This is a genomic window from Hyphococcus flavus (assembly GCF_028748065.1).
GTDB classification, from domain to species: Bacteria; Pseudomonadota; Alphaproteobacteria; order Caulobacterales; family Parvularculaceae; genus Hyphococcus; species Hyphococcus flavus.
Map to the genome: position 1 here is coordinate 1,139,748 of NZ_CP118166.1, position 23,506 is coordinate 1,163,253.

A 23,506-nucleotide genomic window follows, 5' to 3' on the forward strand; every position below is an offset into this window, starting at 1 on the left:
AGACTAAAGCGTCCGCGTTACTTTCTCGACGCGGAAGCATTCGATGACATCACCGGCTTTCATGTCTTCGTAGTTGGCGAAGCTCATGCCGCATTCCTGCCCGGCGGGCACCTCGTTGACGTCGTCCTTGAACCGCTTGAGCTGCGACAGCTCGCCTTCGTGAATAACGACATCATCGCGGATAAGGCGAACTTTCGCCCCGCGCTCGACCTTGCCTTCGGAAACGCGGCAACCCGCAACCTTGCCGTGCTTCGAAATCGAAAAGACTTCGAGGATTTCGGCGTTGCCGAGGAATGTTTCGCGCAGTTCCGGATCAAGCATGCCGGAGAGAACCGCCTTGATGTCGTCGATCAGGTCGTAGATCACCGAATAATAGCGAATCTCAACGCCGGATCGTTCCGCTTCGTCACGGGCCTGTTTGTTGGCGCGGACATTGAAACCGATCACCGGCGCGTTTGACGCCTCGGCCAGAATGACGTCGCTTTCGGAAATGCCGCCGACGCCGGTATGAAGGACGCGCACGCGCACTTCATCCGTACTCATCTTATCGAGCGCACCAACAATCGCTTCGATAGAGCCTTGCACATCACCCTTGATGACGATCGGCATTTCCTTGATTTCTGAATCCTGCAACTGCGCCATCATCTGTTCGAGCGAAGTGCCCGACGATTTCGCCGCTGCTTTTTCGCGGCGCTGGCGCTGACGGAACTCGGCGATTTCCCGCGCACGTGCTTCCGATTCGACCACGTGGAACGTGTCGCCCGGTTCCGGCACGCCATTAAGTCCCAAAATCTCAACCGGATAAGCAGGACCCGCTTCTTTCACCTGGGCGCCCTTGTCGTCAGACATGGCGCGCACCTTGCCCCATTCGGAACCGACAACCATGATGTCGCCGCGCTTCAGGGTGCCGCGCTCGACGAGCATGGTTGCAACGGCGCCGCGGCCTTTATCGAGGCGGCCTTCGACCACCGCGCCTTCGGCGGGACGGTCCGGGTTGGCTTTCAGCTCCAGAAGTTCCGACTGCAACAGGATCGCTTCCTGTAATCCGTCGAGATTCATTTTCTTCAGTGCGGAAACTTCCACGTCCTGCACGTCGCCGCCCATGCTTTCCACCTGAATTTCATACTGCAGGAGGTCCGTACGCACTTTGTTTGGATCGGCATCGGGTTTGTCGACTTTGTTTATGGCGACAATGATCGGCACGCCGGCGGCCTTGGCGTGGCTGATCGCTTCTTCCGTTTGCGGCATGATGGAGTCATCCGCCGCCACAACGAGAATAATGATGTCCGTCACCTTGGCGCCGCGCGCGCGCATTTGTGTAAACGCAGCGTGGCCTGGCGTATCAAGGAACGTGATCTTGCGTTCATTGCCAAGATCAACCTGATAAGCACCGATATGCTGGGTGATGCCGCCCGCCTCGCCAGCGACCACATCAGTCTGACGCAAGGCGTCGAGCAGAGATGTCTTGCCGTGATCGACGTGTCCCATGATGGTGACGACCGGCGGACGCGATTTCATGTCCGCGTCCGTGTCCGCCGCGCCGCCGAGACCTTCCTCGACATCGGCTTCGGAGACCCGTTTCACCGCGTGTCCGAGATCTTCGGCGACAAGTTGCGCCGTATCAGCGTCTAGCGTTGCATTCGCGGTGACCATCTGGCCCTGTTTCATCAGTTCCTTGACCAGATCGACCGCACGCATGGACATCCGCGCCGCCAGTTCCTGAACCGTGATCGTTTCCGGAATGATGACGTCGCGCACTACACGGGCGCCGCCGCCGGCGCGCTGCTGGCGAGCCTGTTTTTCACGTTCACGGGCGCGCTTCACCGATGCAAGCGAGCGTTGACGCTCTTCATCGTCCAGCGCGTTGGCGATGGTCAATTTGCCCGAACGCCGGCGCGGTGATTCCTTGGCCTTGCTGGTGTCACGGCGATCATCACCGCCCTTGCGTCGGGTTTTGAGGCGACCGCCAAGCTGGGCCAGCGGATTGTCTGGGTCGGCATCAGCTTGCCGCTCGGCTTCCGGTTCCTTGCCCTTCGCGCGCGCATCTGCTTTCGCCGCGTTACGCTTTTTGCGCTCACGCTCTTCTTCCTCAAGCGCCTCGCGGGCTTCTTCTTCAGCCTTACGGCGCGCTTCGGCCTCTTTGGCGCGCTTTTCTTCTTCTATCGCCTGGCGTTTGCGGTCTTCTTCGAGCTTGGTGCGCTCTTCGGCTTCGCGCGCCTCGCGTTCGGCACGCTCAGCCGCCTCGCGTTTGGCGCGCGCTTGTTGTTCTCGCCGCGCCGTCGCCAGCGCTTCGGCCCGCGCCTGTTTTTCATCATCGGATAGCGTTCTTAAAACCGAACCCTGCTTCTTGTCGTCTGCCTCGTCCGGCTTTTCGGCTTCCTTCGCCTTCGGCTTGGCTGCGGGTTTCACGATGGGCCGAGCTGATTTTTTTTCAGGCGCTTCGGATTCTTTTGCTTCCGGCTTGGCCTCATCGCCTTTCTTGGGCGTCAGAACGCGACGGCGTTTGGTCTCCACAACGACCGTCTTCGATCGCCCATGACTAAAGCTCTGCTTGACCGCACCCGTTTCCGTGCGGCGCAGCGTCAGCGGTCGCCGTGGCGATTTCGATTTCGTTTCTGTTTCGACGTCGTCGCTCATCAAATCTCCAAATGCGCCTCCTCATAAAGGCGCTTCCTTTTGGTTTCGGAACCATGAGCCCCGAAACCGCCATCGACATACAACCCCGAAGGGCCGCGGTCCACCGCAACCCTCACGGTTTCCGGCTTTTTCAGCCAGTTTTGACGGCTTGCGCCGTCACTTTTACGCACCCGGTTTCGTCATCATCACGAAACCCGTTTAACTTTTTCGCGGCGGCAAGAAATCGTTGCGCCGCATTGCCTTCCTTCAGCACGACATGAACAGTTGGTTCATCCCGCCCCAACGCCGCCGCCAGTTCTGTCGCAGCGAATTGGTTCACGATCTCAACACCCGTCGCCAGCCTCGCGAGTTTTCGCTTCCCGTCCACACCCGCGTCGCGCGCATTAATCAGCACCGCAACATTTTTGCGCTCCAGCGCCGCACGGGCTTTTTCAAACCCTGTCGTCGCCTCACCCGCCTTTCGCGCCAAGCCCAGCGCCGACAACGCCGCTTTGGTCAATCCTGCCTCGACTCGGTCGGCAAGCCCCTCAGGCGCCGTAGCCGGCGCTTTGAAAGAGCGCGAAAAAGCTCCTTTTTTCACCGCCGCTTCCAACGCCGCCCGGTTAGGACTTAGCCAGGCGCCGCGCCCAGGAAGCTTGCCCGAAAAGTCAGGCGCCAACAGGCCGTCAGGGCTCAAGACGAAACGCAGACCCGTCTGCGGGGTAAGCGCTTCGCCCGTCGCCACGCATCGTCGCTCGGGCTGTTTGCGTCGCCCGGACTGGCTGACCTCATGCGGTTGCTTCAGTCTCGGCCTCCTCGTTTTCCTGTTCCGCTTCCTCCGCACGCATCGCATCAAGATCTTCCTGGGTGATCCAGCCCGCCATGACGCGCGTGCGCATGATCAAATCCTCAGCTTCTTCAGCCGTGATTTTGTACTGCTCCAATATGCCGTCGTAGTGCTTGCGCTCGCCATCGACCCGCTCGGTCCAACCCGTCAGATCATCGGTTGCGCATCCGGCGAGATCTTCAAGCGACTTCACGTCGTTCTCGCCGAGCGTCACGACCATTTTCAGATCAAGCCCTTCGACTTCAAGAATGTCGTCGGCGACGCCCATCTCCTTGCGCTTCTCATCGAGCTTTTTGTTTTCTTCCTCGATGTAATCACGCGCGCGCGCCTGAAGCTCTTCAGCCGTTTCTTCGTCGAGGCCGTCGATTTCCATCAATTCCTCAACGTCGATAAAGGCCAGTTCCTCAATCTTGGCGAAACCTTCTGAAACAAGAAGGCCTGCCATCATGTCGTCAACATCAAGGCCAGCCATGAAGAGTTCTGAACGTACACGGAATTCTTCCTGACGCTTGGCGCTCTCTTCTTCCTCGGTCATGATATCGATTTCATAACCGGAAAGTTGTGAGGCGAGGCGCACATTCTGGCCGCGACGGCCAATGGCGAGCGACAATTGCTCATCCGGCACGACGACCTCGATGCGCATCAATTCTTCGTCGAGCACGACCTTGGTGACTTCCGCCGGCGCGAGCGCATTAACGACAAAAGTCGCGTCGTTTTCGTTCCACGGCACGATGTCGATCTTTTCGCCGCCAAGCTCGTTCACCACCGCCTGCACGCGAGAACCCCGCATGCCGACGCAGGCGCCGACAGGATCAATGCCCGCGTCTTTAGAGTAAACGCCGATCTTAGCGCGACTGCCCGGATCGCGCGCCACAGCCTTGATTTCAATCACGCCGTCATAAACTTCCGGCACTTCCTGCTCGAACAGTTTCGCCATGAACTGAGGATGCGAACGGGAAAGAAAGATTTGCGGGCCCCGCGTCTCGCGGCGCACATCCATGATGTAAGCGCGCACACGATCGCCATTGCGGTAATTCTCACGCGGCAATTGCTGGTCGCGGCGGATAATCGCCTCGGCTTTGCCAAGATCGACAATCACGTGGCCGTATTCGACCCGCTTGATGATGCCGTTGATGATTTCGCTGACGCGATCTTTAAAGTCTTCATACTGACGGTCACGTTCAGCTTCACGCACTTTCTGGGTGATGACCTGCTTGGCGCCCATGGCCGCCTGGCGGCCAAAATCCATCGGCGGCAACGGCTCTGACATGAAGTCGCCAACCTCGGCTTCCGGATTGCGGTGACGCGCGTCAGCAACAGTGATCTGTGTCTGATCATTTTCGATTTCATCGACGACTTCGAGCAAACGCCACAGCCGGGTTTCGCCGGTTTTCGGATTGATCTCCGCCTTGACCAGCGTCTCATGACCGTAACGGGTGCGCGCCGCACGGGCGAGCGCATCTTCCATGGCCTCGATAACAAGCGATTTGTCGATTGATTTTTCGCGCGCGACGGCGTCGGCGATCTGAATCAATTCAAGCTTGTTGGCGCTAATGGCGGTCATCGAAGGGTCTCCATCATCAATTATCTCCTTTAAGGCTGCTCGTTAATAGCTTGGCGGTCTTCTTTTTCCGCCTTCATGGTTTCGCGAATAAGATCCTCGGTCAGGATCAATTGCGCATTGGCGATCCACTCCATGGGAAAGAGCGCCGTTTCGTCTTCGCCCTCGATATCGAAAGCGATTTTTCCGTCATCGAGTCCGGCCAAAACGCCCTTGAAGCGCTTGCGGCCTTCGACGAGCCGGTTCAGTTCCAATTTGGCGGGCCAGCCCTGCCAATCCTCAAAATCCTTTTCCCGAACCAGCGGCCGGTCGATCCCCGGCGAAGAGACCTCAAGATTGTAATTCCCTTCAATCGGGTCGGCCTCTTCCAGCACCGGCGACAACGCGCGCGACAGCCGTGCGCAATCTTCCGCCGTCATGGTCTTGTCCGGACGCTCGGCCATCACCTGAAGCGTCATGGTCTTGCCGCCCGTCATGCGAACACGCACCAGTTCAAAACCGGCGGCGTCGACAACCGGTGTGATGAGGTCAAAAAGGCGCGTTTCAAGCGTCAAAAATAGCAGCTCCAAATGAGCGCCGCCGGAACGAAAAAGCGGGCCCCGCGGGGCCCGCTTATCAAATCCGATAGCGTTTGAGCGGTTATATAGGCCTTCTCCAGCCATTTGTCAGCCCCTTTTCATTCACTTTGAGGGCTCCCGTTCGCCATCGGTGAAAAGTCCGAAACACGAGGGTTTCGGCGCGTTTCTTGAATCCATCCCGGTGGAAGGAGCACGCTAGGATGACGGTTGCACGCCTCAAAAAACGCGGAATTATAGCATTAATCGTTTATTTCCTGCTGATCACGGCTGTTGCCGTGCCCGTCGCGTTCTTTGCCGGTAAAGCCGAAGGACAGACCAAATCCGATCACATCGCCCTCCTGTCCCAAAATGATCCGGACCTGCGGGCGCAATACGCCGCCCTTTACCGCGCGCGCCGGGCCGGCGCTGGCTGCGGCGGTGAAACCGACCCGGATACGGAACGGCGCGCCGTCTGGGAAATCATCTGTCATCCGCAAACCGAAGGCGCAGGCCGCGGCGGCGTTGCCGCCCAACATGGCCCACGCAACCAGCAACACGCATCCACCGCGGCGCCAGTCAGGCGCCATCGAACAGCGCTCGATGACGCCGTCATCAATACGCTGGCCGGCGGTTCAGTCAGTAATGGGCGCGACTCAACGGGCGGCGGAGGTTCGCCGTTAAGTCTTGCGCTTGCGCCGGGCGTCAGCGGCGCGCCAATCGGCGGCCCGGATTATGGCGGACACACGATGTCAACGAACTTTGGATCGCCCGGCTTGGGATCTGGCGGGTTTGGAGGTTTGGCAGGTGGCCCGAATGCGCCTGGCGGCCTGCCGGGTAATATTATCCCTGGCTTGCAAGTCACGCCCCTGGACCCGACACAACCGCCGGAAACCGTCGTAACCCCCATTCCAGGCGCATTACCGCTGCTATTGACGGGCCTTGCGGGCCTTTTCGCTGCGAGCCGTCGCAAGCGATAATCCCCTTCATTTACTATGGATTTTGGGGGCCCAATGGGTCAAAATCCATCGTGTTGGGGTAATCGCAGTCAGAGGGGACGCGTCGTGGGTCGTTTGCTTGCATTTCTGTTAGGGGTCGCCGGCGCAGTTCTGGGCTCGCAAGGGCCGGGCTTCACGCTGCAATATATGCAAAACCTTGAAGGTCGTATCGACGAGCTACGACCGATCGTTGAGGAATTCGACGGCAATATCGCGCAATATGGATACACTCGCGATCAGGCCATGAGCGAATGCCGCACAGCAGCCGGCTTGCTCGACGCTTTGTGCAAGACGTACGTAACTGCTGTTCAGCGTTACGAACTTCTAGTGGCGCATAAAGAACAACTCGACGCGTCCACAGAAACGGTTCGTCCGCTTGTGCTGGCGCGCAGTTTTATTCCTGATGTTGCAGAATCCGTGCGCGGAGAATTCAAGCCGGCCGTGCCGGTGACCACCGATGGTCTTATTTACGCAGGCGGCGGCTTCGCGCTTTTGTGGGGCGGCGGATCGTTCCTGTTCGGCTTGCTTGGCGCCATGTTTGGCGGCGGGCGGCGATACGCGTAAAGATTTAGCGGTTCCGCCGATCGTCCAGCCAGTCTGTAATGATCGGCGGCACGAAACGTTTCAATAAGCGCTTGCCGCGATCGGCTGCGCTCCCTTCTCCCGGACGATACTGAAACAGCGTCATATGCGCGCCGGAAACTTCGCCGTCCGGCCGCCCGTTAGTGTAATAGTACATCGCAATCGAACGGCGAACGCGCCCGTCCGGCGTTTTCACTGGTTGCGGGTTCCCGTGAAAGCTTTTGTCCGTCGTATTGAAAATGACGCACCTGTTAAACGACGGCGCATAGCGCTTTACGCAATGCTTCATGTCCGTATCCCAAAGCTCGAGATTGCCGCCCCAATCCTCTTCCCAACCCTTGTTGAGATAAAGAAGAAGGTTGATGCGCCGGTCGAGCCGCATGTGCTTTTGAAAATTGAAGTCTGCATGAACGCCAAGAAATCCGCCGTCGCGTAACTGGTGCAAACCGCCGCCAGCGAGAAAAGGGTCTGGCACAAGCCCTTCAATGCCGGTCAGCTTCTCCAGGAACATGATAACTTCCTGACCGTTCAGAAATTGAATAAGCGCGCGGGTTTTTGGCCCCATGGCGCGCGTAGAATTACAGGCGTGCTTTTTCTGAAACCGGTCGTCCATTTGCGACCAGCCGGTTTCGTCACCCGCCTCAACTTCCTTGAGAACGCCCTCAATCACCTCGGGGTGAACAAAATCTTCGATGGCGATATGCGGAAAAGGGTCGCCGGCGTCATAAGCATCGCGGTTTTGAGCCGCAAAAGCATCGAGGCGTTCAATATCCGCTTCCAAGCCGTTCACCATCATCGCACCCTTCACCAATCGAAAAACTAAACCCGCGTTCAGCAAGGTACATGCTATTGCGCATCACCCGCTTTGGAGACGAGATTTTCAAAATCCCAAATTCTCTCATCCGCCAGATGACTGGAACGGACATTCTGTAGCGCGCGAAACATCACTTCCCGCCGGCCGGGGCGCTTTTGCTCCCAGTCATTGAGCATTTGTTTCATCGCTTCGCGCTGCAACCCTTCCTGACTGCCACAAAGATTGCAGGGGATGATCGGGAATTTCAGCGCGGTTGAAAATTTCTCGATGTCGTCTTCAGCGCACAAGATGAGCGGGCGCAGAACGAACAAATCGCCTTCGTCATTCACCAGCTTCGGCGGCATCGATGCGAGCCGACCGCCGTGAAAGAGATTCATCATGAAGGTTTCAAGCGCGTCATCGCGATGATGGCCAAGCACGATGGCGTCGCACTTTTCCTCACGCGCCACACGGTAGAGAATGCCACGGCGCAGGCGCGAACATAATGAACAATAGGTCTTGTTCTCCGGCACTTTGTCCGTGACGATGGAATAGGTGTCCTCGGTGACAATCCGGTGCTCGACTCCGAGGTTATTCAGATAGTCCGGCAGAATATGTTTCGGAAAACCGGGCTGACCCTGATCAAGATTGCAGGCGATCAGTTCGGCCTTCAGCGCGCCCTGCCATTTGAGATCCATCAGCGCGGCGAGCAGCGTGTAACTGTCCTTGCCGCCGGACAAACAAACAAGCCAATTTTGCGGGACGCCGTCAGCGCGCGGCTTGTCCATGCCGTAGCGCGCAATCGCCTCCTGCGTCTGGCGCAGCAGCCGTTTGCGCAATTTTTTGAACGACACAGACGACGGCGCGTGACTATAGATGCGCGGAAGCACGCCCGCAGCATCGCCAGAATTTTCAATGACAGGGCCGTCAGCCATCTGCGCCGTCCGTAAAACTGCATGCGCTTCAAGCATGTCGCAACACGCCTGTCACGGTCAAATCTGTCTACTTACCGAAATGCGCGTCCAGAAACTCAAGAAAGGCCGGCCAGTCTTCCTTGACGACGCCATGCGTGCCGGGCCGTATCCAGAACGCGAGCGCGGCGCCCGGTTTCCATTCATCGAGCCGCGCCTGCTCAAGCCCCTTTGCGCCATAAAGATCGTAAACCGGATCAGCGCCGGCGGCGGCCCGAAAGGCGCCGTTGGGATCTGACCAGACGTCGCGCCGGGCGTTGCCGAGCATCACCGGGCGCGGGGCAATCAACGCCAGCAAGTGATGCTGATCGATCGTCATTTCTTCTTCCCGCCCGGCAAAGCCCGCGTAACTTTGCGCGAACCAATGCGGATAGCTGTTAGTGATCGATTTGACGCTTTCGCCTTTTTTGCGGCGATTGAGAGATGCGCCGCCCGTACCAGACTGATGTGAAATCACGCCGTCGATACGGTCATCAAATGCAGCAGCCACAAGTGCGGACTTTCCGTACCGGGAATGCCCCCACGTCACTGTAGCCGATTGATCAAGCCGCGGATCATCCTCAAGCACGTCAATCATACGCGAATAGAGCCAGGCCCACGCGCCGATGGCGCCCCAACGGGTTTCGTCATCTTCATACCCTGCGGACAGGCGGCGAAGCTGCTCCAGTCCGCGTTTTTTACTGTCCGGGACAATTTCACTGGGGAATATCGTTGCGATTGCGTAACCTGCATCAAGGATTTCCTCCACCGGCGGCGTGCAAATGAAGCGTCCGAAGATATAGGTGCCAATGTTGCCGCCCGTGTCGATTTTTTCAGGCGCGCCAGCAACGGACGCGTCAGGAAGCGTGTTCCAGCGCGGACAAAAAGTCTGCATCAATATCACGGGGACCGGTCCATCCGCGTTTATGGGAAGCGCCAGGTTCATGACAAAACCTTCGTCGGTATCCGCACCGACTGTTTCGACTTCAACACCATTGAATGTCACCCTGGCCGCAAGACGATACTCCTCAAGAACGCCTTTGCCGTTAAATGCGACGGAATTTAAAATTTTGTGGTCCAAAATTTGTGTGGATGACGCGTCCGGCATCACGCCGAACACTTCACGCTGCAGCGCCTCTCTGAACAAGGGCGCGCGGACCTGTTCCCAGTCGGCGACCTCTCCGACAGCACTTGTTCCCGCAAAAGCGTCAAGCACCTGAGGCCTCGCTGGCGGACCGTCGGGCTCGAGGTCAGTCCAGGCGAGGGTCAACTTCGCGCAGCTGGAAAGAAGCAAAACGCCGGCAAACGCGGCGGCGGTATTCTTTAATCTCACAAAACGCATCCGCGAAACATGGCGAGCGTTCCAAATCTTGCCAAGTCAAAAACCCGTAAGGCGCGCGCTATTTGCGGCGAACTTTCAACACGCCGTCTGTGTGAAGTCACATAGGCTCAGCGGAGCCGGCCCGAAAAACCAGATATCACTGTTGTCATCACCGGGCTTGTCCCGGTGATCCAGAAATCATTCGAAGTAAGGACTGGATTGCCGGAACAAGTCCGGCAATGACACTTTTTTAGTTTCCAGCGCGGCTCTCGCAAACCTGGTTTAGTGATTAAAGCCGCCTGAATTGCAGATAACAGGGCTTGCGTCCCTCGCGTATGGACTTGGCTTCATATCGGGTCTGCGGCCAGTCATCAGGTCGGATTTTCCAATCGGATGCGCATTCAGCTGTCCATTCAAACCCTTCTGCATTGCGTGCGTGCATGAGCGTCCAGCGGATATAATCGCGAATATCAGACGCTATGCGAAGCTCCCCGCCCGGCTTGATAAGCCTTGCTGCTTCTTCAAAAAACCACGGACTGACCATGCGCCGCTTGTGGTGGCGTTTTTTCGGCCATGGATCGGGATGAAGCACGTAAATCCGTGAAAGAGACGCGCCGGGAAGCGCCTCGATCAAAGGCCGCGCGTCACCAAAATGAATACGGACATTCCCAAGCTTCGCATCGTCAACAGCGCTGAGGAGTTTTCCGACGCCATTGACGAACGGTTCCGCGCCTATAAAGCCTGCCTCTGGGTTGTGCGCCGCCTGCCAGGCAAGATGTTCGCCGCCGCCAAAGCCCACCTCAAGCTGGATTTCCTCCGCCTGCGGAAAAAGCGCCGAAAGGTCTAATGCGCCCGCTTCCGGATCAGGCATCGCAATGCGCGGCAGCAAACTTTCCATCAGCCGCGCCTGTCGCGGCTTTAACGGCTTGTCTTGCTGGCGTCCGTAGAGACGGGGAATGTATTTCGTGTCGGTCATGCGTGTGCGGGCATATCCGACCAGCGCGGCAGGCTCAAGAAGACGTCTCTATTCGGCGGTTTCCACCCTTATGAACGTATTCTGGTTGAACTGCCGCCAGCCATCGTCAGTTTTGACCCAGTCAGTCACTCGCACCTCACCCGATGACAAAAGCTCATAGCGCGAGCGCCCCTGTTCGCCTGCATCTTCTCTGCCCCAATGCGCGATAAGCGCATTGTCTTCGCGGGTCGCAGCTATTGGGTGCAGAGAGCCTTGCGTGTCGGCCCAGAAAGCGCGGACCGGATCATCCGGCGATCGTTGATAATAAGCTGTACCTGCGAAAACCGACGCGTTCTGCGTACCCGGCCGCATGTCTATCTTGTATTCTAGACGCATGAATTTGCCGTCCAGCGCCTTGCTCCACTGCATGGTGGTCTTTGCAGGTCCGCCGAATGCATCTCCGTCTGAGACCCACACGCCTTCTAACTGTTTCAACAAGGAAACCGTATTTTCCTCGGCCGCAGCGCTCAACGCCAATGACCAGAAAGCACAGATTGCAAAAAGAATTCGAAACATGAGAACGCTCCTTAAGCCCGTCTGTACTGATGACGTTTCACCAGTGCGAAATTCGACCGTTCAGACGGATGCAGCGCACTATATCCGATTTTGCAGAAGCAGGCTGGCTTTAAACCGCGTTTTTCAGCGCGTCGACAAGATCGGTTTTCTCCCAGGAAAAGCCGCCGTCAGCGTCAGGGTCGCGCCCGAAATGGCCGTATGCCGCCGTGCGCGCATAGATCGGCTTGTTGAGATCGAGCGTACGGCGAATGCCCGAGGGCGAAAGGTCCATAACCTCGCGGATCGCCATTTCCACCGCCTCTTCCTGCACTTTGCCGGTGTCATGCAGGTCCACATAGACCGACAACGGCGAAGCAACGCCGATCGCATAGGAAAGCTGGATCGTGCAGCGATCGGCAAGCTCCGCCGCAACAACGTTTTTCGCAAGGTACCGCGCCGCGTAAGCCGCCGAACGGTCAACCTTGGTCGTATCCTTGCCCGAGAACGCGCCGCCGCCATGAGGCGCCGCGCCGCCATAAGTATCAACGATGATTTTGCGCCCTGTCAGTCCCGCGTCGCCGTCAGGCCCGCCAATAACAAACTTGCCGGTCGGATTGACGTGCCAGACGCAATCCTCGGCGATGGCGAGCTCAGTAACGGACTGGCGAATATAGGGCTCCACCACCTCGCGCACCTTGGCTGAGTCCCAGCCCGCATCGAGATGCTGCGTGGACAGAACAATCGAGGTGATCTCAACAGCTTCGGCATTGCGATAGCGCACCGTTACCTGACTTTTAGCATCGGGCCCCAGCAAGGCGGCGTCGCCGGCCTTGGCGTGGCGCGCGGAAGCCAGGTCCTGCAGAATCTTGTGGCTGTAATAGATCGGCGCCGGCATCAGGCTTGGGGTTTCACGGCAGGCGTAGCCGAACATGATGCCCTGGTCCCCCGCCCCTTCGGCGTTGGCGTCAGACGCTTTATCAACGCCTTGGGCGATATCGGCCGACTGACCATGCAGAAGAACGTCGATATCCGCCGTCTGCCAGTGAAAACCGTCCTGTTCGTAGCCGATATCCTTGATCGCATCCCGCGCTACGGAAACGAACTTATCCGGGTTTACGCCGCCCGCCCCGTCCATGAGGTTTTCCGGCGCGCGGACCTCGCCGGCGATGACAACTTTGTTTGTCGTCGTCAGGGTTTCACAGGCCGTGCGCACGTCCCACGGATTCATTCCCGCGGCTTGAGCTTCCCGATACATAAGATCGACGATCTCGTCGGAAATACGATCACAGACCTTGTCCGGATGACCTTCAGAAACGCTTTCGCTGGTAAAAAGATAGGACTGACGCGCCATGGAACGATTTGACCTCAATGAAAGGATATAAGCAAATGTTTATATGACCGCCTATAACGAAGCTGTCAGCGTCTGTCCAACGCCTTTATGAAAAGCGCAGTCACGATCTATGAGGCGTCATCATTTTCCGACTCTGCAATTGATTTGACCAAGTCGAGAACTTTCTTTTTGACTTCCGGGTCCTTGATGCTTGCAAAGCAGCGGCACAACTGGATGCCTTCAGGCGACTGCACCAGTTGCATGAATGGATCGCCCGCCTCGCCTTCCGCAAAACCGTAGGTGTAGCCGGGGCCGTCCGCGTAGTCTTCGAAAAAATACTGGATCGGCACCTCAAGCTGATGAGAAAGCTCATATATTTTGCTGGCGCTGATCCTGTTGACGCCTTTTTCGTATTTTTGAATTTGCTGAAAAGTCAGCCCCATGGCTTTGCCGAGCGTGTCCTGACTGACGCCCATCACCATGCGCCGCAGCTTGACCCTCGATCCTACGTGAATGTCCACCGGATGCGGATTGTCTTTTTTTGACGCCGCTTTCTGCTTCGTCATGCTTCCCACACAGCAGAGCCTTTCTGGCCCTTATTCAGTCCCAAGACCTGTCTTTATAAAGAAACAGGATGATAGCGCAAAGGTTGCATATCAGTCCGCTGAACGCGTTTTACGATCAGCGCCGAAAACAGCGGCCATAAGTGCGACGCACAAAATCCAGAAAACCCAGTCTCCGGTACGCGAATAAAGGGTTGGCGGCAGCGGCGGCGGCAGCGGTGCATCGATTTTTCCAGCCTTGTACAACTTGATGCGGGCAAGGACCCGTCCTTTTCCGTCGATAAGGGCGGAAATCCCCGTATTGGCCGAGCGCGCCATGGGCAGGCCGGCTTCGATTGAGCGAAGGCGCGCCATGTCGAGATGCTGGCGCGGACCGGATGTGTCGCCGAACCAGGCGTCATTAGTCACTGTAACCAACCAGTCGGGACGGTCGCCCTTAGGATAGGAGGCGCCCGGAAAGATCGCCTCATAACAAATCATCGGCGCAAATCGGGTCCCGTGGCGCTCAATCACGCGCGGGCCCGATCCGAAGGCGAAGCCTGAATCTCCATAGGGCGTGAGCTGCGCGAGACCGATGGCGTTCAACAAATCGTAGAACGGAAGATATTCACCAAACGGCACGAGGTGATGCTTGTCATAATGATCTATCACCGCGCGGCCTTGCGGTGTTTGCTCAACGATGGCGATGGAATTGAAGTAGTCCATCTCTTCATCAGCGTTCATTTCACGCCGCACAGCGCCAGCAATCAGCAATGACCGGTCCGGAAGTTGCTGCGACAGCATGGCCAGCGCTCTTTGCGCTTCGCTTAACAGAGGCGCGCCGTTTTCCGGCCAGATGATATAGAGGTTGGCGTCAGGCGGAATGGCGCCAATAGAATGCTCGAGCTGGCGCTCGAAATTGCGCACCCAATAGTCAGAATCGATTTTTTCCCGTTGCGGAATATTGGGTTGCACAATCCTGACGAGGTTTGTGCCGTCGCCTTGTGGCTCGGGTAAAGTGAGGCGAACAAAACCGGTAACTAAAACCAGCGCTACGCCAGCGAACATCACTGGGGCGCCGAACCACGGTCGTTTGCTCTGTTGGCCAAGTCCCGCCGAAGGAGCGGCGGCGAGCAAAACTGCAACCAGACTTAATCCGTAGGCCCCGTACCAGGCTGCCGTCTGCGCGCCGACCGCCGTTCCCGCCAGCGCCTGTCCAGCTAAATTCCACGGCAAGCCCGTCAGAATATGGCCGCGAACATATTCCAGCACTGCCCAAACAACAGCAAAGAGCAGGATTCGTGACCAGCCGGGACGCCAGAAGGCCATGCAAACAAGCGCCGCCAGAGCCGGAAAAAGCGCCAGAAACGCGGGCATCCCTGTGACGGCGAAGGGCGCCATCCAGGCGAACTGATCGGCCTGGACGAAAAAAGAAAACGCCATCCAGTAAACGCCAGCCAGGAAATAGCCGAAGCCGAAAAACCAACCAGCGACGAACGCGCTGCGCCGCGGTCGGGGGTGAGTGGCGGCGGCGTCAATGAGTAGGACGAGCGTCGTGAAACCGAGCGCCAGCAATGGCAAGACATAGACCGGGGCCATGGCGAGGGCCGTGCCGATACCGGCGAGAAAAGCGCAACACCAGCGCCGCCACCCGGAAAGACCGCGCACAAAACCGCCGCCGCTTTCCATCCATCGGCCAAAGCGGCCAAGCGGCTTTTCCCAAAAGCTCATGAGCTGAACTTACTCCGCTGCCTTGCTGGCGCCGTGCTTAGCTGAGGGCCGAAGACGCAACTTGCGCACCTTGCGCGCATCGCCTTCGGTCACTTCAATATCAAAACCGTTCGGCGCGATCAGCACTTCACCCCGTTGCGGCACTCGCCCCGCAAGCGAAACCGCGTACCCGCCAATCGTATCGATCTCTTCATCTTCCGTATCAAGATGAAGCCCGGTTTCCGCTTCAAAGTCAGCAAGCTCAACGCGCGCGTCAACTTCCCACCCGCCGGAAGAATGCGGCGCGATGACCAGCGTTTCGTCGTCATCATGCTCGTCGTTAATCTCGCCGACAATCTCCTCAACCAGATCCTCGATCGTGACGAGGCCGTCAGTGCCGCCATATTCGTCAATCACCAGCGCCATATGAATGCGCGAGGCCTGCATGCGTAACAAAAGATCGGTCACGCGCATGGAGGGCGGCACGTAAAGCACGTCCCGGCGCAGGGATTTCAGGATCGGCCCCTCGGTTGGCAGCGGCTTCGCATCATCGGCAATCAGCCCGATCACGTCCTTGATGTGAACCATGCCCACCGGATCATCGAGATCGCCACGATAAATCGGCAGACGCGAGTGGCCGGCCTCTGAAAAAATTCGGATCAGCTCCTGCATCGGGGTGTCGATATCGACGGCGGAAATGTCAGCGCGCGGCGCCATGACGTCGAAAACTTTTTTCTCGTCGAACGCGACGACGCGCTCAATCATTTCCCGGCGCGCCTTGTCCAGCGTCAGCGTTGCATTGTCATCGCCATTTTCAATGGCCGCCGCCAGGTCATCCGGCCGCGTAGCGGGCTTGCCGATCATGGCGCGCAAGCGCGCCACAAGTGTTTCACGGCTGTTGTCGCCCTCTCCTGTTTCTTCGCTGGTCATGTCCCCAATATCTACTTCAATTTCTGCGTCATGTTTTTTCGGCGTACGGGTCGGCGACGCCCATAAGCGTCAGAATCTCAGCCTCCCGGTTTTCCATCACCGTCGCATCTGCATCACGCTCATGATCATAGCCGGCAAGATGCAGCATAGCATGAATAATGAGATGGGCCGCGTGGTCGCGCAATGCAATGTTCTTTTCCGCCGCTTCCGCTAGGCAGGTTTCCCGCGCAACGGCGATATCGCCCAAAAACCCGTCCTCCAGGCCAGAGGGAAACGACAGGACATTCGTTGCCTTGTCCCTATTCCGGAACCGTGCGTTCAGGTCAATGATAGTAGCGTCGCTGCATAACAAAAGCGCTGTTTCCCGGGCGACGAGAGGCTCGAACCTGGCGGCGGCATGCTGGCAACTTTTCGCAAGTCTATCAGCGTCCGGCATTGCTTCGCGCCAGCCTTCATCCTCGAAAATGACCTCAATCATGGCCGGACGTTGCGCTCTTCACGTTTGTCATAAGCCGCGATGATACGAGAGACCAACGGATGCCGGACCACATCACTCGCCTGAAAACGCACCTCAGCGACGCCATCAACACCGGTCAACACGCCGAGCGCGTCGGACAGGCCAGACGGTTCCCCTGCGGGCAGGTCTGTCTGTGAAGGATCGCCGGTAATCGCCATATGCGCCCCCTCGCCGAGACGCGTTAGAAACATTTTCATCTGCGCCGGGGTCGCGTTTTGCGCCTCGTCAAGAATAACCGCAGAACGCGCCAGCGTCCGCCCGCGCATAAAGGCGATCGGCGCGATTTCGATATCCCCCGCCGCAATGCGCCGCTCCACATAGTCCGTATGCATCATATCATGGAGCGCATCATAGAGCGGGCGCATGTAGGGGTCGAGCTTTTCACGCATTTCACCCGGCAGGAACCCGATACGCTCACCAGCTTCCAGCGCGGGGCGGGAAAGAATGATACGCTCAACCTGGCCCGATAAAAGCATGCCCACTGCATGCGCCACGGCGAGATAGGTTTTGCCGGTGCCCGCAGGACCGACGCCGAATGTGAGGTCGTGACTGTCGAGCGCGCGAAAATAAGCCGCCTGGTTGGGCGTGCGCGCCGAGATCAACCGCTTCGGCGTTTTTACGGAAGGCGTTACAGATTGCACTTTTTCCGGCGCCTCGCTCAACTTCGCTGCAGCACGCACTTCACCGGCGCCGACATGTTCGCCTTTTTGCAGCCGGACATAAAGCGCCGACAACGCCGCCACCGCCCGCATGCGCGCCGACGCGGCGCCGCTGACCGCGAAACGGTTGCCGCGCGGATCGATACGAACCCCAAGAGCATCTTCAAGAATGGAAAGGTGGGCGTCATGTTCGCCTGACAACGCCGCGACAAGACGATTGTCGTCAAAGTCGATGCGTTCGATTTCGCCCGCGGTTTTTTGTTCGCTCAAGCGGCCGCCTCATTGTCTTTGACCAGCACGCCGGCAAGCGCATTCGGGGTTATCCCCTCGATCTTCACCGGCGCAATGGAGCCTAGCATGGATTGTGACGCGGAGACATGAACGCTTTGCAAATATGGCGAGCGGCCCACCATCTGCCCTTCGTGCCGGCCCGTTTTTTCAAAGAGAACCGGCAGCGTTTTGCCGATCTGGGCCTCGTTAAAGGACTGACGCTGACGTTCCAAAAGCGCTTGAAGCCGCGCCAGGCGCTCGTCTTTTTCCGGTTCCGCCACCTGTTTCGGCATCGCTGCCCCGGGCGTGCCCGGCCGGCGCGAATACTTAAAGGAATACGCCGAGGAATAATCGACCGCCTCAACGAGGGCCAAAGTCTCTTCAAAATCGGAGGCCGTTTCGCCAGGAAAACCAACGATAAAGTCGCCCGAGATGGCGATATCCGGCCGTGCTGATCTAATTTTCTCGATCAGGCCGATATAATGCTCAGCCGTATGACCCCGGTTCATGCTCTTCAGAACTCTGTCGGATCCCGCCTGCACCGGGAGGTGCAGATAAGGCATCAACTTTTCTTCTTCGCCAAGAGCCGCAATCAACCCGTCGTCCATGTCGCGCGGATGCGATGTCGTAAACCGGATACGCTCTATCCCGTCGATCTTTGCAAGGTGCCGGCATAATTCGCCAAGCCCCCAAGCGTCGCCAGCCTCCCCTGCCGGCGGCGGCGAAGCCCATGCATTGACGTTTTGACCAAGTAGCGTGATTTCGCGAACGCCCTGCGCCGCCAATGCGCGCGCTTCGGCGACAATCGCATCCACATTGCGCGAAACCTCAGCGCCGCGCGTGTAAGGCACCACGCAAAAAGTACAGAACTTGTCGCAACCTTCCTGAATGGTGAGAAACGCTGTCGGCCCTTCGGCTTCGCGTTCAGCAAGACGATCGAATTTTTCATCCACCGCAAAATCGGTTTCGAGAATATCGCCGTCATCGCGCGCGGCCCGCGCCAGCAATTCAGGAAGGCGGTGATAGGCTTGCGGCCCGACAACCATATCCACATAGCCCGCGCGAGCGGTAATTTCCGGCCCCTCGGCCTGCGCGACACAACCGGCTACCGCGATTTTCATCGCCTCGCCCTGACGCGCCTTGTCTGCTTTGAGTTTTTTTAATCGTCCGAGTTCTGAATAGACTTTTTCAGCGGCCTTTTCGCGGATGTGACAGGTATTCAATATCACCAAATCCGCGCCGTCCGGCGCGTCTGCAAGGGAATAACCGAGCGGCTTTAACAGCCCCGCCATACGCTCAGAATCGTAGACGTTCATCTGACACCCATAGGTGCGAATGAATAAGGATTTACCTTGTTTTTGCCGCGTATCGGTCATTTTCACCGGTCTAAATCAGGAACGCCGCTATGTAGGCGGGCAACGCCTGGGATGCAATCATTGTCGCTCTCGCGCTTGTGAGAAACCTTGGTTTGCGCCCATACTCACGATAGCGCAAATTTTGCGCGCGAGGCGAGAGCGCGTAGAGTTTGGCTCGAAAGGTGCCGTATGACAGGTATTGGTCTACGATTTTCAATTGCAGCGGGTTTTGCCTGCATCGCCGCGCCGGCGGCGGCGCAAGACAGGCCTGCAGAAAAAACTGCTCCTGTCGTCGTCGAAATGTTCCTGTCACAGGCATGCAGCTCCTGCACGCCGGCGGCAAAATTCCTGACGGAGATAGCCGACCGCGACGATGTCATCGCACTGAGCTGGCACGTGGATTATTGGGATACGCTGATGACCAAGGACGGTCGCTGGGCGGACATCTATTCGGACAAGGCCTACACGATCCGGCAAAAGAAATATAACATGCGCCTGCGCAGCCGAAGCTCTATTTACACGCCGCAAGCAATCGTCAATGGGGCGTGGGAAACGGTGGGGTCTTCAAAAGAAAAGCTGCAGGACCTGATTGACGACGTCTCAGCGCAGAACGCGCCCGCCCTTATCGATGCCGGCTGGGATGAAGATGCGCTCTCCTTCACCATCGGCCAGAGTGAACGCGGCGGCAACGCGTATCTCATCTCTTTCATGCCAAGAGTCTCAACAGCCATACCCCGCGGCGAAAACGCCGGGCGCGTTTTTGAAGAGGTCAATGTCGTGACGAATGTGCGTCCGCTCGGGGTAGTCTTGCGGCATGGCGGCACGATTACAGCGCCGCCGCCGGTCGAGGGTGAAGGTTGCGCCCTCATCGTTCAGGAAGCAAAGCAGCAAAAGATTACCGCCGCCGCCTATTGCCCATCAACAAACACAACAATCAACTAAGACGGCTTATTCCGCAGCAGCGATGCCGGAAGCGCCGAGCGCGGCGACCTCCTCCACATAGTCCTGACGTTTTTGTTTGTTGATCTCGTCAAATTCTTCTGCGCGCTTTTCATCATTGGCGGAAAGTTCGTTGTAGTCCGTATCCGCGTATCCGATGACGCCCATTTCCGCGTAAGCGGCCTGTATTTTGTCAGACCACAGACCGATATCACGCACAATCGGCACGATGCGCTGGAACAGCATGGTGCGGAAATGCCGCTGAAATTCCGAGTGTTTCTGGGCTTCCACCACTTCATCGACCGGAAGGTCAAGATGCTCATACAGCTCACGCGCTTCGAAACGATCGCGCATGTGGTAGCAGGCCTCGACCAGAAACTCCTCGCGCTCATCGCGCTCTTTCTGAGTGAGTTGCGGATAATATTCCTTCAAGGTCAAACGCCCGAAGGCGACGTGACGGGATTCATCTTCCATCACATACGCATTTACCTGTTGTGAAAGCTGGTTCTTTGAAATGTCGCGAATATTGCCGAAGGCGGCTAGCGCCAGCCCTTCGATCACCACCTGCATGGCAAGATACGTCATATCCCAGCGGGAATCCCTGAGCGCCTGATCGACCAGGGTCTGCAGCGGTTTGGTCATGGGGTAAGCGACGCCCATGACGCCGAGATATTTCTTGTACGCCTCAACGTGGCGGGCTTCGTCCATCACTTGCGTCGAAGCGTAAAATTTCGCATCGAGATCCGGAACCTGCTGGACGATCTTCGCCGCACAAATCAGCGCGGCCTGCTCGCCTTGCATGAATTGCGACATGGTCCATGATTGCATGTGCTGGCGAAACTCGGCCTTCTCTTTGTCGTTGAACTTCGCCCAGACCGGCGTGTGATAAATCCCGCTCAACTCGTCGGGCAGTTCCATGGGGTTTTCCGGATCAAGCTCCAAAGACCAGTCGATGCGGTCAAGCGCATCCCACTGCATATCCTTGCCCTTTTGATAAAGGTGCATCATCTGCTTGCGGCCATCGTCATATTCCCAGTCGAAGGATGCTTCGAAATTCTGGGGAACGGTCCAGCACGGATCGATATCGGGGATCGGGTAAAGCTCGCGAAGGGACGTCATGGAATTCTCCCTCAAAATAGGCGCTGCCCGCGCCTGTTATGCGGGAAGTACACTAGTCAGTTTACTTTAAAAAAGTCAATAAAATCGGATGCAATTTGAACGATTCGGTTAAGCGGATGCTAACCGTCAGCCTTTTTTAGCGGCACGCCGTAGAGCTCCAGCCGGTGATCCACCAGCTTGTAGCCATGCTCCTCGGCGATCTTCTTTTGCAGCGCCTCGATTTCTTCATTGACGAATTCAATCACCTCGCCAGATTTGAGATCGATCAGGTGGTCGTGATGGCTTTCTGTCGCCTCTTCATAACGCGCCCGGCCGTCCTGAAAATCGTGGCGCTCGACAACGCCGGCTTCCTCAAAAAGACGCATGGTCCGGTAAACGGTGGCGATAGAGATCTTGTCATCGATATCGCTCGCCCGGCGATGAATTTCTTCAACATCAGGATGGTCGTCGGCGACAGAAAGAACCCGCGCGATAACCCGGCGCTGCTCTGTCATGCGCATGCCTTTTTCAACACAGAGTTTTTCTAGCCGATCCATAATTCAGTCTCCTTCATCGCGATTTCGCCAAGCATGCGATCGCGCTGCGCCTTTATCGTCGCGCTTGGGCTTTCGCGCAACTCAGATGCGAAAATTTGAGAATGATTACAATCCGCAGGCCATGACCGACGCGTCGCCGCCATCACGGTAATACGCCTTTCTCTGACCGACATTTGCAAACCCGGCTTTTTGATAGAGCCGCAGAGCGGCCGGATTTTGCCGGTCCACTTCGAGATAAATCTTGTGCGCGCCGCCCTTTCGCGCCGCCGCCAACACGGATTGCAGCATCGCCGCACCCAGCCCTGCGCCACGCGAGGCGGGCGAAACGCCGATGGTCAACAATTCCGCTTCTTCGCCAAGGTCGCGCCACATGACAAAGCCGGAAGGGATGTCGTCCGCACGCCCGCCAAACAGAACCGACACGCCAGCGGCGTCAAAACTTGCTTTCACGGCGTCTGCGCCCCAACTGCGCGCGCCGAATGCGTGACGTTCCAATTGAACCAGCGTCTCTTGGTCTTCGATGCTCGCGCGCCAGACCCGCCAATTCGACATTACGAGGACACCGGTTGGAAAACGCTCGGCCTGCCTGGCTTTGCATCCGGCGCGCGAAGGTAAAGCGGCGCCGGCGGTGCGGACGGCGCTGACGCCGCGGCGGCGAGACGGGCGACAGCTTTAGCGTCAATTTCAGCTTCGCCGGAAAGCGACGGATCAATCAGCGGCGCGCCAGAGCCGGCAAACGTCACCATGCGCGCCTCCTTAACCGCATCGATTTTCTTCTTGGCGTCTGCAGGAGCCGCGACAAAAGGCGGAACGATGACCGAGCCACAAGTATCGTAGACGGCTGCGTAAACTTGCCCGCGCCTTGCATCGATCACCGGCGCAATTAAATCAGTATCAGGAGCAATATTCGCGGCAAGCGCCGCAAGCGACGTTACCCCCACAATTTCGATCCCCGTACCGACGCCGAGCCCTCTGACAAAAGAAAGCCCCACACGCACGCCGGTAAACCCGCCGGGTCCAACGACAACGCCGACCCGGCCCAGATCGCGCACGCGCGCGCCTGCTTGGCGCAAGGCATTGGCCGCCATGGGCGCCAGATGTTCGGCATGTCCGCGCTCCATTGCACTGGAAACATCCGCCAGAACGGCGCCATTGCTCAGAATAGCGACGGAGCAGCGCTGCAACGCAGTATCAAGACCCATGACCAGCATGGGGCGTTCATAGCTTTTCCGGGAGGATTAGCAACGCCTAGACGATCTGGCAGGCCTCATCGAACGACAAGCGCGGGCTTCGAGGAAAGAGGTTTTCGTCCGTTCCATAACCGATATTGCAGATAAAATTCGATTTGACAGACGTGCCCTTGAAAAACTCTTCGTCGATGCCTGCATTATCGAACCCGGACATAGGCCCGCAATCAAGCCCGAGCGCACGCGCGGCGATCATGAAATAGGCGCCCTGCAAAGTTCCGTTTCGGAACGCAGTCGTTTCAATCAGCTCGTCATTGCCGACAAACCAGCTTTTTGCATCCGTATGCGGAAAAAGCTGCGGCAGTTTTTCATAAAACGCCATGTCGTGACCGATGATGACGCAGCAGGGCGCTTTCATGGTTTTTTCGGCATTGCCAGCCGCCAGATGCGGTTTCAGCCGCGCCTTGCCCTCGTCCGAGGTCACAAAGATGAATCGCGCGGGCGAACAGTTCGCCGATGTCGCTCCCCATTTCATCAGATCGTAAACGGCCTGCATCAGCGTCGTCGTGACTTTACGCTCTTCCCAACCGTTGTGGGTGCGCGCCTCCCGAAAAATGATGTCGAGGGCCTGGTCGTTGATCATCTTGTCGGACATGGGAACTCCGTTGTTCTGTGATGCG

General features: G+C 57.6%; 24 protein-coding genes. 3 read left to right on the plus strand and 21 right to left on the minus strand.

From position 1 onward, the window contains the following. Positions 1-3: 3 nt before the first annotated feature. From infB to rimP, 4 genes are all read right to left on the minus strand, one after another. Positions 4-2,637 (minus strand): translation initiation factor IF-2, encoded by a 2,634-nt coding sequence (gene infB, locus PUV54_RS05520; RefSeq protein ID WP_274494591.1) that lies wholly within the window; start codon positions 2,635-2,637, stop codon positions 4-6. A 130-nt stretch (positions 2,638-2,767) separates the two neighbouring features. Then, positions 2,768-3,469: an RNA-binding protein gene (locus tag PUV54_RS05525; protein ID WP_274494592.1), complete on the minus strand. Its 702-nt coding sequence runs from the start codon at positions 3,467-3,469 to the stop codon at positions 2,768-2,770. Then, positions 3,405-5,027: a transcription termination factor NusA gene (nusA, locus tag PUV54_RS05530; RefSeq protein WP_274494594.1), complete on the minus strand. Its 1,623-nt coding sequence runs from the start codon at positions 5,025-5,027 to the stop codon at positions 3,405-3,407. The genes PUV54_RS05525 and nusA overlap by 65 nt, the downstream gene beginning before the upstream one ends. Positions 5,028-5,056: 29 nt before the next feature. Next, positions 5,057-5,686, minus strand: coding sequence for a ribosome maturation factor RimP (gene rimP / locus PUV54_RS05535; RefSeq protein ID WP_274494595.1), 630 nt, complete (start codon positions 5,684-5,686; stop codon positions 5,057-5,059). 116 nt (positions 5,687-5,802) lie between these two features. Between rimP and PUV54_RS05540 the strand changes: the two genes are divergently transcribed. Then, on the plus strand, positions 5,803-6,558 hold the full coding sequence (locus PUV54_RS05540) for a hypothetical protein (RefSeq protein ID WP_274494596.1): 756 nt from the start codon (positions 5,803-5,805) through the stop codon (positions 6,556-6,558). Positions 6,559-6,642: 84 nt separating this feature from the next. After that, positions 6,643-7,140, plus strand: coding sequence for a DUF2937 family protein (locus tag PUV54_RS05545; RefSeq protein ID WP_274494597.1), 498 nt, complete (start codon positions 6,643-6,645; stop codon positions 7,138-7,140). Positions 7,141-7,144: 4 nt separating this feature from the next. Here the strand turns inward: PUV54_RS05545 and PUV54_RS05550 are convergent, their stop codons facing one another. The 12 genes from PUV54_RS05550 to miaB form a co-directional block, all read right to left on the minus strand. Next, a complete protein-coding gene (locus tag PUV54_RS05550) occupies positions 7,145-7,951 on the minus strand; it encodes a 2OG-Fe(II) oxygenase (RefSeq protein WP_274494598.1) in 807 nt (268 codons plus the stop codon). Between the two features lie 53 nt (positions 7,952-8,004). After that, on the minus strand, positions 8,005-8,886 hold the full coding sequence (ttcA, locus tag PUV54_RS05555; protein WP_420797942.1) for a tRNA 2-thiocytidine(32) synthetase TtcA: 882 nt from the start codon (positions 8,884-8,886) through the stop codon (positions 8,005-8,007). A gap of 67 nt (positions 8,887-8,953) precedes the next feature. After that, positions 8,954-10,234 (minus strand): glucuronyl esterase domain-containing protein, encoded by a 1,281-nt coding sequence (locus PUV54_RS05560; RefSeq protein WP_274494600.1) that lies wholly within the window; start codon positions 10,232-10,234, stop codon positions 8,954-8,956. 277 nt (positions 10,235-10,511) lie between these two features. Continuing rightward, positions 10,512-11,198: a tRNA (guanosine(46)-N7)-methyltransferase TrmB gene (gene trmB, locus PUV54_RS05565; protein WP_274494602.1), complete on the minus strand. Its 687-nt coding sequence runs from the start codon at positions 11,196-11,198 to the stop codon at positions 10,512-10,514. A 48-nt stretch (positions 11,199-11,246) separates the two neighbouring features. Further along, complete coding sequence (locus PUV54_RS05570; protein ID WP_274494603.1) at positions 11,247-11,753, minus strand: hypothetical protein; 507 nt, start codon at positions 11,751-11,753, stop codon at positions 11,247-11,249. Positions 11,754-11,862: 109 nt separating this feature from the next. Then, positions 11,863-13,083 carry a methionine adenosyltransferase gene (metK, locus tag PUV54_RS05575; protein WP_274494604.1) on the minus strand — a complete coding sequence of 407 codons (1,221 nt, stop codon included), beginning with the start codon at positions 13,081-13,083 and terminating at the stop codon, positions 11,863-11,865. 107 nt (positions 13,084-13,190) lie between these two features. Next, on the minus strand, positions 13,191-13,628 hold the full coding sequence (locus tag PUV54_RS05580) for a helix-turn-helix domain-containing protein (RefSeq protein WP_274494605.1): 438 nt from the start codon (positions 13,626-13,628) through the stop codon (positions 13,191-13,193). Positions 13,629-13,718: 90 nt separating this feature from the next. Further along, on the minus strand, positions 13,719-15,335 hold the full coding sequence (gene lnt, locus PUV54_RS05585; protein WP_274494606.1) for an apolipoprotein N-acyltransferase: 1,617 nt from the start codon (positions 15,333-15,335) through the stop codon (positions 13,719-13,721). 9 nt (positions 15,336-15,344) lie between these two features. Next, a complete protein-coding gene (locus tag PUV54_RS05590) occupies positions 15,345-16,244 on the minus strand; it encodes a hemolysin family protein (RefSeq protein ID WP_274494607.1) in 900 nt (299 codons plus the stop codon). 28 nt (positions 16,245-16,272) lie between these two features. After that, positions 16,273-16,722 (minus strand): rRNA maturation RNase YbeY, encoded by a 450-nt coding sequence (gene ybeY / locus PUV54_RS05595; protein ID WP_274494608.1) that lies wholly within the window; start codon positions 16,720-16,722, stop codon positions 16,273-16,275. Further along, the gene (locus PUV54_RS05600; RefSeq protein WP_274494609.1) at positions 16,719-17,690 is read right to left on the minus strand and encodes a PhoH family protein; all 972 of its coding nucleotides are present in this window, start codon (positions 17,688-17,690) and stop codon (positions 16,719-16,721) included. The genes ybeY and PUV54_RS05600 overlap by 4 nt, the downstream gene beginning before the upstream one ends. Beyond that, the gene (miaB, locus tag PUV54_RS05605) at positions 17,687-19,066 is read right to left on the minus strand and encodes a tRNA (N6-isopentenyl adenosine(37)-C2)-methylthiotransferase MiaB (protein WP_274494610.1); all 1,380 of its coding nucleotides are present in this window, start codon (positions 19,064-19,066) and stop codon (positions 17,687-17,689) included. Before miaB ends, PUV54_RS05600 begins: the two co-directional genes overlap by 4 nt. A gap of 168 nt (positions 19,067-19,234) precedes the next feature. Here miaB and PUV54_RS05610 point away from each other — a divergent pair, with 168 nt between their 5' ends. Continuing rightward, the gene (locus PUV54_RS05610) at positions 19,235-19,987 is read left to right on the plus strand and encodes a DUF1223 domain-containing protein (protein WP_274494611.1); all 753 of its coding nucleotides are present in this window, start codon (positions 19,235-19,237) and stop codon (positions 19,985-19,987) included. 6 nt (positions 19,988-19,993) lie between these two features. On the opposite strand, the gene PUV54_RS05615 is transcribed toward PUV54_RS05610, so the two are convergent. The 5 genes from PUV54_RS05615 to PUV54_RS05635 all read right to left on the minus strand — a co-directional run bounded on the left by PUV54_RS05615 (position 19,994) and on the right by PUV54_RS05635 (position 23,481). After that, entirely contained in the window at positions 19,994-21,103 is a 1,110-nt protein-coding gene (locus PUV54_RS05615; protein ID WP_274494612.1) for a ferritin-like domain-containing protein, read from the minus strand. A 119-nt stretch (positions 21,104-21,222) separates the two neighbouring features. Beyond that, positions 21,223-21,639, minus strand: coding sequence for a Fur family transcriptional regulator (locus tag PUV54_RS05620; RefSeq protein WP_274494613.1), 417 nt, complete (start codon positions 21,637-21,639; stop codon positions 21,223-21,225). Between the two features lie 105 nt (positions 21,640-21,744). After that, positions 21,745-22,191 carry a GNAT family N-acetyltransferase gene (locus PUV54_RS05625; RefSeq protein WP_274494614.1) on the minus strand — a complete coding sequence of 149 codons (447 nt, stop codon included), beginning with the start codon at positions 22,189-22,191 and terminating at the stop codon, positions 21,745-21,747. Further along, positions 22,191-22,850 carry a tRNA (adenosine(37)-N6)-threonylcarbamoyltransferase complex dimerization subunit type 1 TsaB gene (tsaB, locus tag PUV54_RS05630; protein WP_274494615.1) on the minus strand — a complete coding sequence of 220 codons (660 nt, stop codon included), beginning with the start codon at positions 22,848-22,850 and terminating at the stop codon, positions 22,191-22,193. Before tsaB ends, PUV54_RS05625 begins: the two co-directional genes overlap by 1 nt. 37 nt (positions 22,851-22,887) lie before the next feature. Continuing rightward, the gene (locus PUV54_RS05635) at positions 22,888-23,481 is read right to left on the minus strand and encodes a malonic semialdehyde reductase (RefSeq protein ID WP_274494616.1); all 594 of its coding nucleotides are present in this window, start codon (positions 23,479-23,481) and stop codon (positions 22,888-22,890) included. Positions 23,482-23,506 lie beyond the last annotated feature (25 nt).